The following is a 7,618-nucleotide window of genomic DNA, read 5'->3' on the forward strand; positions in this document are numbered from 1 at the left end:
CTGGCCATGAAAGAAAAAATCCTGGAAATGTTACTGGCTAGTCCGGGAAAGCCTATCTCAGGGGAGGAAATATCCCGTTTGCTTGGGATTTCCCGTACAGCTATCTGGAAACATATTCAAGCCCTGCGGGCAGAGGGGTATGAAATTGAATCCCGAACCCGACAGGGCTATCGGCTTTTGCAACAGCCCGACCTTTTAACGGGGCAGAGTATCTGGCCTTATCTGATAGCGGATTTACGGGAACGCATTAAAATCTTTCATTTTCACCAGCTGGATTCTACTAACATTTATGCCCGTAAACTGGCTACGGCCGGGGCACCGGAAGGCACTGTAGTTATAGCTGAAAGCCAGTGGGCGGGCAAGGGGCGCAAAGGCCGCAGCTGGCAGTCAGCCTCAGGCAAGGGGATGTGGTTAACTCTCGTTTTACGGCCGCCTATCCTGCCTCGGCAAACTACATTATTACCTTTACTGACAGCGGTGGCAGTGGTGGAAGCGGTGGAAAAAACGGTGCCTGGAGCGGCATGCGGAATTAAATGGCCCAATGATGTGTTGGCGCAAAATCGGAAGCTGGCTGGTATATTAACAGAAATGAGCGCAGAACTTGATATGGTCAATTTCGTCCTGGTGGGTGTAGGGGTTAATCTTAACCAGGATGAGGAAGATTTTGCGCCTGATTTGCTTGGTACAGCTATTTCTCTGAAACAGCTGGCAGGCGATAAAGTCAATCGCGGCCAGTTTACTGCTGCTTTTATTAATGCCTTCTGGAAGCTATATGAGCGCTATTTACAGGAGGGGGCCCAGGCAGTACTGGGGCCCTGGCGTCAAAAGGCGCTGGTGCTGGGAAAAGAGGTTATCATTCATGAATATACCGGTGACTGGGCGGGTATGGCCCTGGATATTGATGAGGAAGGGGCTTTGCTGGTTCGTGATGAGCAGCAACAAATACGCCGGGTTTTAGCTGGAGATGTTACTTTACGGCTCGGGGAGGGGCAAAAAAATGATACTGGTTTTTGATGTGGGAAATACCAATATTGTTCTGGGGGTCTATGAAGAGGGAGAGCTGATTAGACATTGGCGGGTAACTACTGACCGGCACCGGACAGCAGATGAGTATGGAATGCTGATTTTTAATCTTTTTGCTCATAGCAACCTGAAACCACAGGATATAAAAGCCATTGTCATTTCCTCGGTTGTACCACCGGTAATGCCGGCACTGGAACGCATGTCCCGCCGCTATTTCAAAATTAATCCTCTCGTAGTGGGGCCGGGGGTAAAAACTGGAATGCCCATCAAATACGATAATCCGCGGGAAGTGGGGGCAGACCGCATTGTCAATGCTATTGCCGGTTATGACCTGTATGGCGGGCCCTTGATTATCGTTGATTTTGGTACAGCTACCACTTTTTGTGCCATTTCCCGCCAGGGTGAGTATCTTGGTGGAGCGATTGCGCCGGGAATTGGCATTTCGGCAGAAGCTCTGTTTTCCAGAGCGGCCAAGTTGCCACGGATTGAGTTAGCCAAGCCTAAAACAGTGATTTGTAAAAATACCGTGAGCAGTATGCAATCCGGGGTTATCTATGGTTTTGTCGGTCAGGTCGATGAAATAGTGCGCAGAATGAAGAAAGAACTAGGGGGAGAGGCTTTTGTAGTGGCAACCGGCGGTCTGGCGGGTATGATTGCCTCTGAAAGCAGCACTATCGACAAAGTGGATCCCTATTTGACTCTTACTGGTCTGTACTATATTTATCAACGCAACAAGGATCACTGGCAGTTTGAAATGGAGGAATAGTCAATGAAAATTGGTGGAGTCAGGCTGGCCAATCGGGTTTTTGCTGCGCCGATGGCTGGTGTGACGGACCGCTCTTTTCGCCAGCTGGCCCGTGAAATGGGCTGTGGTCTGGTTTATACGGAAATGATTTCTGATCTGGCTTTGCTGTATAGCAATAAAAAGACACTGGAAATGGTGGACATAGGTGATGAGCCCAAACCTATAGCGGTACAGATTTTTGGCTCCCGACCGGAAGAGATGGCCCGCGCAGCAGAGCTGGTAGAAGAGGCAGGAGCGACTATTATTGATATCAATATGGGGTGTCCGGCGCCAAAGATTGTCAGAAACAATGAAGGGGCCGCCCTCATGCGTGATCCTGAACTGGCGGGGCGGATTGTGGAGGCGGTTTGTTCGGCGGTAAAAGTGCCGGTTACTGTGAAGATGCGTAAAGGCTGGGACGAGAATTCAGTAAATGTCCTGGAGGTGGCCAAAATTGTGGAGGCTGCCGGTGCTAAAGCGGTAACCATCCATGGGCGTACCCGCAGCCAAATGTATAGTGGCCAGGCGGATTGGCGCATTATCGCAGCAGTTAAAACTGAATTGAAAATACCGGTAATAGGCAATGGCGATATCTGGACTCCCCAGGATGCGGCGCGTATGCTGGCTGAAACTGGTTGCGATGCTGTGATGATTGGCCGGGGCGCCCTGGGCAATCCCTGGATTTTTCGCCGTACAGTTCACTACCTGGCAACCGGTGAACTGTTGCCGGAGCCGACGGCTGCTGAAAAGGTACAAATGGCCAAAAGGCATCTGGATCTGTTACTGGCGGAAAAGGGAGAATATATTGCGGTTAGGGAAATGCGTAAACATGCAGCCTGGTATGTTAAAGGATTACGGGAAGCCACCCGTTTGCGAGAAGAAATCAATAAGGCAACTTCGGCCCAGGAAGTTAAAGATTGTTTAGACCAGTATCTTGCTCACCTGTCTAGGTGAGTATTTTTTTTCGCCAGGTAAGGAATAATTATGGGTAATCGGAATTTATTAGTGATAGGAGGTTAAGGACATGTTAAAAGTAGTTAGCATAAGCCTGGGTTCTTCCAGTCGCAATCATACTGTGGAGACGGAAATTGCCGGTAAAAAAATAATGTTAAGCCGTCTGGGTACAGATGGGGATTGGCTAAAAGCACGGCAATTGTTTTGTGAATTGGATGGCAAAGTGGATGCCTTTGGTCTGGGGGGAATGGATTTGTATGTTTATATTGCCGGTAAAAGATACACTTTCCGGCAGGCAGTCAGGTTGATCGAAGGGGTACATACGCCGGTTCTGGATGGAAGCGGGCTGAAAAACACCCTGGAGAAACATGTTATTAATCTATTACAGGAGGAAGGGATAGTTAAGTTCGTTGATAAAAAAATTTTGCTGGTTTCCGGGGCGGATCGTTTTGGTATGGCAGAAGCTTTGATACAGACTGGAGCCCAGGTGGTTTTCGGGGATTTATTATTTGGCCTGGGATTGCCTTTTCCTATGTATAATTACCAGACTTTCTGCCGCGTGGCCCAGATGGTTTTGCCGCTGATTACCCAAATGCCTTTTTCTTTGCTCTATCCAACTGGAGAAAAGCAGACTGTCAATACTCCTAAGTTTACCCGCTTCTTCGCAGAGGCGGATATCATAGCTGGAGATTTTCTGTTTATCAAACGCTATATGCCCGGAGAACTGGAGGGGAAAATTATTATAACCAATACGGTAACCGCTGCTGATATCAAGGAATTAGCGGATAGGGGAGTACATAAAGTTATTACTACCACACCTGAATTTCAAGGCCGTTCTTTTGGGACCAATGTGCTGGAAGCTATGCTGGTAGCCCTAAGCGGAGCGAAAACAGCTTTAACCGCTGAAGAGTATCTGGAAATAATCCAGCGTTTTGAAATCAGGCCGAGGGTGGTGGATCTAAGGGTAGCTTAAAAGTAAATGGAGGGATGGGGATTGTCGGGTTTTGCTTTTATACTTCACCCTCTGAAGGTGGGGGATTATTACCGCAAATTCCCCTGGGCACGTTTTTTACCGGAAAAATGGGCCGAGCGGGGTTTGGCTCATTTGCCCCCGCTGGTCCTGGGCAAAATCGAAGGTCTGCCAGTGGAGGGCTGGCTGATCAGTTGTCCCTTAACCACGACCATGCTTGTAAATCAGCCCTATCCCAAGGTGCACCGGGTCTTACTCAAGTCAGGTCAGCTGGCGACAAAACTTGGGGCCAAAATAGTAGGCCTGGGAGCTTTTACTGCTGTGGTGGGCAATGGCGGGAGGGAGCTGGCCGAGGAATTGCCCATCGCTGTTACCACTGGCAACAGTTATACGGTGGCGACAGCTGTCGAGGGGCTGGAGACAGCAGCTAAATTGGTAGGGTATGATATCAGTAAGGAGGAAGTAGCTGTAATAGGCGCTACTGGCTCTATAGGGCGAGTATGTGCCTTTTTGTTAGCCAGAAAATTCCCCTACTTAAACCTGGTGGGAAGAGACCAGCGAAAACTGGAACGGGTGGCCCGGGATCTTTTGCGAGAAACGGGAGTAGCTGCGGCTATTACTACTGATGTGGCTAAAGCTTTAAGGCGATCGGCCCTGGTAATATCTGCGACCAGCAGCCGGGATGTTGTTATCCATCCTGCTCACCTAAGGCCAGGAGCGATTGTCTGTGATGTGGCCCGCCCCCGGGATGTGGCACGGGAGGTAAATGAGGCAAGGCCGGATGTACTGGTAATTGATGGCGGCCTGGTAGAGGGCCCCGCCGGTCTCGTTTCTACCTTTAACTTCGGTTTACCGGCAGGAACCTTTTATGCCTGCATGGCGGAGACGATGATTCTGGCACTGGAAGGACATTATCAAAATTATTCCCTTGGTAAAGAATTAACTATTGAACAGGTTGAGAAAATAGCGATGCTGGCTCAAAAACATGGATTCAGGCTAAGCAGGTTACGCAGTTTTGATCAACCGCTGGCCGAGGAGAAAATTAACAGAATAAAAACAATTGTGGCTGCCTATAATAATGGTCGCCTGCAGCCGTTGAATCCTGCGGAATTTCTTGACAATGCAGGTAGCTAATTTTATAATTAAAAATTAAGGTGTGTTGGTTCCTGGTTTAACCTGCACAAAAAAGGAGAGAGATATATGGAAAAAGAAGTTATTTTAACCCCAGAGGGATATCGGAAATTGGAAGAGGAACTGGAGGAACTGAAAACAGTCAAGCGTCGTGAAGTAGCTGAAAGGATTAAGCAGGCTATAGAATTTGGCGATATAAGTGAAAACTCCGAGTATGAAGATGCCAAAAATGCTCAGGCATTCATCGAAGGGCGGATCTTGACTCTAGAAAAGATGCTGCGCAATGCTCGCGTAATCAATGAAGGGGATATCCACACCGATGAAGTAAGCCTGGGTAGCAGGGTATTGCTTAAAGACCTGGAATTTGGCGATGAGGTAGAATATTCGATCGTAGGCACGGCGGAAGCAGACCCTGCTCAAAATAAGATTTCCAATGTTTCGCCGGTAGGTAAAGCGATTCTGGGAAGACGCAAAGGAGAAATTGTAGAAGTAGACGTCCCGGCAGGTAAGCTGAGATATCAAATTCTCGATATTCACTAGGCAGACAACCGGCTGTGTAGCCGGTATTTCCTTTTTCATTAGGAGGGACAAGCATGGAAACACAGGAACGGGAATTAAATGAGCTGCTACTGGTAAGAAGAGAAAAACTACAGGAATTGCGTAATAAAGGGATTGAGCCATTTGGTGGCAAATTTGAGCGTACCCACTTAAGCCAGGAAATTATCGATAACTTTGGTGAGTTAGAGGGACAAAAGGTTATCATTGCAGGGCGAATCATGGCCAAAAGAGGCCATGGCAAGGCATCATTTGCTCATCTTCAGGATGGGGCAGGTTTGATTCAAATTTACGTCAGAGTTAATGATGTTGGAGAAGAAAACTATGAACTCTTTGTTAAAGCTGATATAGGCGATATTATCGGAGTGGAAGGAACAGTATTCAAAACCCAGAGGGGTGAAATCACTGTTTCTGCTACAAAAGTGACTATGCTGGCCAAATCCCTGCGGCCTCTTCCGGAAAAGTGGCATGGTCTAAAGGATGTTGAATTGCGTTATCGCCAACGCTATGTAGATTTGATTGTGAACCCGGAAGTTAAGCAAACTTTTATTTTACGCAGCAGAATTATCCGGGCCATCCGCAACTTCCTGGACCAAAAGGGCTTCCTGGAAGTGGAAACACCCATGATGCAGCCCATTGCAGGGGGAGCAGCTGCCCGCCCCTTCATTACCCATCATAATGCCCTTGACATGACGTTATATTTGCGGATAGCACCAGAACTGTATTTAAAAAGGTTACTGGTTGGCGGCTTTGAGAAAGTATATGAAATAAACCGTAACTTTAGAAACGAAGGCATTTCTACAAAACATAATCCGGAGTTCACTATGCTTGAGTTATACCAGGCCTATGCTGATTACAATGATATGATGAGGTTGACGGAGGAGCTGATTTCTACTGTCGCTCAAGAGGTTCTTGGTACGACTCGAATTGTTTATCAAGGGACTGAAATAGACCTGGCGCCCCCCTGGCGAAGAGTCCCTATGCTGGAGGCAATTAAAGAGCACACTGGTATTGACTTTACAAGAATTAATACCGATGAAGAAGCACTGCAAGCTGCTAAATCGGTAGGTGTAGAGCTAGATAAACAGGCTACGCGCGGAGATGTTATTAATGAGGTATTTGAAGCAAAAGTTGAACCTCATTTAATTCAACCTACATTTATTATCGGGCATCCGGTTGAAATTTCCCCTCTGGCTAAGCGTAATGCGGAAGATCCGCGCTACACTGACCGGTTTGAGTTATTTATTTTCGCCCGCGAAATGGCCAATGCTTTTTCTGAATTAAATGATCCTATTGATCAAAAAGAGCGCTTTTTGAAACAAGTTGAAAAGCGTAGCGCCGGCGACGATGAGGCTCATATGATGGATGAGGATTACATAAATGCACTGGAATATGGAATGCCGCCTGCTGGTGGACTGGGTATCGGTATCGACCGGCTGGTGATGCTATTAACCGACTCGCCATCAATACGGGATGTTATCTTATTTCCTCATATGCGTCCAAGGGATTAAAGAGCAGCGAAAGCTGCTCGTTTTTTATGAAAGAAAGAGTATGGACGAAGAGTTTTAAAAAAACAGCAGATTATGAAAACTGCACAGTATTGCGACCAAGGTCAGATGATGATATATTATGTCATGTCGCGGCGCTGAGGAAGCGCGATTGACAGACATGAAGAGTAATGTTAGAATAATTTTCGCAAACCGCAGCAAAAAGTGTTGACAAAGACATAAAGCTGTGGTATGATAACAAACGTCGCTGATACGAGGTTCGAAGTTCGAGGTACGAAGTTCGAACAGGAAAGCAACAATACTGAGGTTGATTAGAGGCGAGCAGATGACGCAGTAATGCGAAGCCTATAATCAACCGAGCTAGCCTATAATCAACCGAGCTAAATGAGGTTTTTTAGAAGCGAGTATGACAAGGCGCCGGCAAGGAGAGGCCGCAGGCGTACTGGAGGTACGTCGAGGACCTCGACGCAGACGGGAACGCAGTCAGACGAAGCTTATAAAAAACCGAACAGATCCTTGAAAACTGAACAGGATGTTCTACACCGTAAAACGGACTCGTCAGTTTCACGAGTAACTAAATTTCGGATGAAAACTTTTCGAGATATATTCGGAGAGTTTGATCCTGGCTCAGGATGAACGCTGGCGGCGTGCCTAACACATGCAAGTCGAGCGGAGCCGTGAGGGAGCTTGCTC

General features: G+C 47.5%; 7 protein-coding genes and 1 rRNA gene. All 8 read left to right on the forward strand.

Features of this window, described 5'->3' with window-relative positions:
- The first annotated feature begins 6 nt into the window (after positions 1-6).
- Positions 7-1,014, forward strand: a complete 1,008-nt coding sequence (locus B5D20_RS10530) for a biotin--[acetyl-CoA-carboxylase] ligase (protein ID WP_078666192.1) — start codon at positions 7-9, stop codon at positions 1,012-1,014.
- Positions 998-1,789, forward strand: a complete 792-nt coding sequence (locus B5D20_RS10535) for a type III pantothenate kinase (protein WP_078666193.1) — start codon at positions 998-1,000, stop codon at positions 1,787-1,789. The genes B5D20_RS10530 and B5D20_RS10535 overlap by 17 nt, the downstream gene beginning before the upstream one ends.
- Before the next feature lie 3 nt (positions 1,790-1,792).
- Complete coding sequence (dusB, locus tag B5D20_RS10540) at positions 1,793-2,761, forward strand: tRNA dihydrouridine synthase DusB (RefSeq protein WP_078666194.1); 969 nt, start codon at positions 1,793-1,795, stop codon at positions 2,759-2,761.
- Between the two features lie 70 nt (positions 2,762-2,831).
- Entirely contained in the window at positions 2,832-3,734 is a 903-nt protein-coding gene (locus tag B5D20_RS10545) for a quinate 5-dehydrogenase (protein WP_078666195.1), read from the forward strand.
- A 21-nt stretch (positions 3,735-3,755) separates the two neighbouring features.
- A complete protein-coding gene (locus tag B5D20_RS10550; RefSeq protein WP_107752698.1) occupies positions 3,756-4,865 on the forward strand; it encodes a shikimate dehydrogenase in 1,110 nt (369 codons plus the stop codon).
- A gap of 66 nt (positions 4,866-4,931) precedes the next feature.
- The gene (greA, locus tag B5D20_RS10555; protein WP_078666197.1) at positions 4,932-5,402 is read left to right on the forward strand and encodes a transcription elongation factor GreA; all 471 of its coding nucleotides are present in this window, start codon (positions 4,932-4,934) and stop codon (positions 5,400-5,402) included.
- Between the two features lie 53 nt (positions 5,403-5,455).
- Positions 5,456-6,928: a lysine--tRNA ligase gene (gene lysS, locus B5D20_RS10560; protein WP_078666198.1), complete on the forward strand. Its 1,473-nt coding sequence runs from the start codon at positions 5,456-5,458 to the stop codon at positions 6,926-6,928.
- A gap of 601 nt (positions 6,929-7,529) precedes the next feature.
- Positions 7,530-7,618, forward strand: a 16S ribosomal RNA gene (locus B5D20_RS10565); the annotation flags it as partial.

The sequence above is a fragment of the Carboxydocella sporoproducens DSM 16521 genome (assembly GCF_900167165.1).
Classification (GTDB): domain Bacteria; phylum Bacillota.

Coding starts and splice junctions, on each gene's coding strand:
- B5D20_RS10530 (WP_078666192.1), top strand. CDS start 7: ATGAAAGAAAAAATCCTGGAAATGTTACTGGCTAGTCCGGGAAAGCCT.
- B5D20_RS10535 (WP_078666193.1), top strand. CDS start 998: ATGATACTGGTTTTTGATGTGGGAAATACCAATATTGTTCTGGGGGTC.
- dusB (WP_078666194.1), top strand. CDS start 1,793: ATGAAAATTGGTGGAGTCAGGCTGGCCAATCGGGTTTTTGCTGCGCCG.
- B5D20_RS10545 (WP_078666195.1), top strand. CDS start 2,832: ATGTTAAAAGTAGTTAGCATAAGCCTGGGTTCTTCCAGTCGCAATCAT.
- greA (WP_078666197.1), top strand. CDS start 4,932: ATGGAAAAAGAAGTTATTTTAACCCCAGAGGGATATCGGAAATTGGAA.
- lysS (WP_078666198.1), top strand. CDS start 5,456: ATGGAAACACAGGAACGGGAATTAAATGAGCTGCTACTGGTAAGAAGA.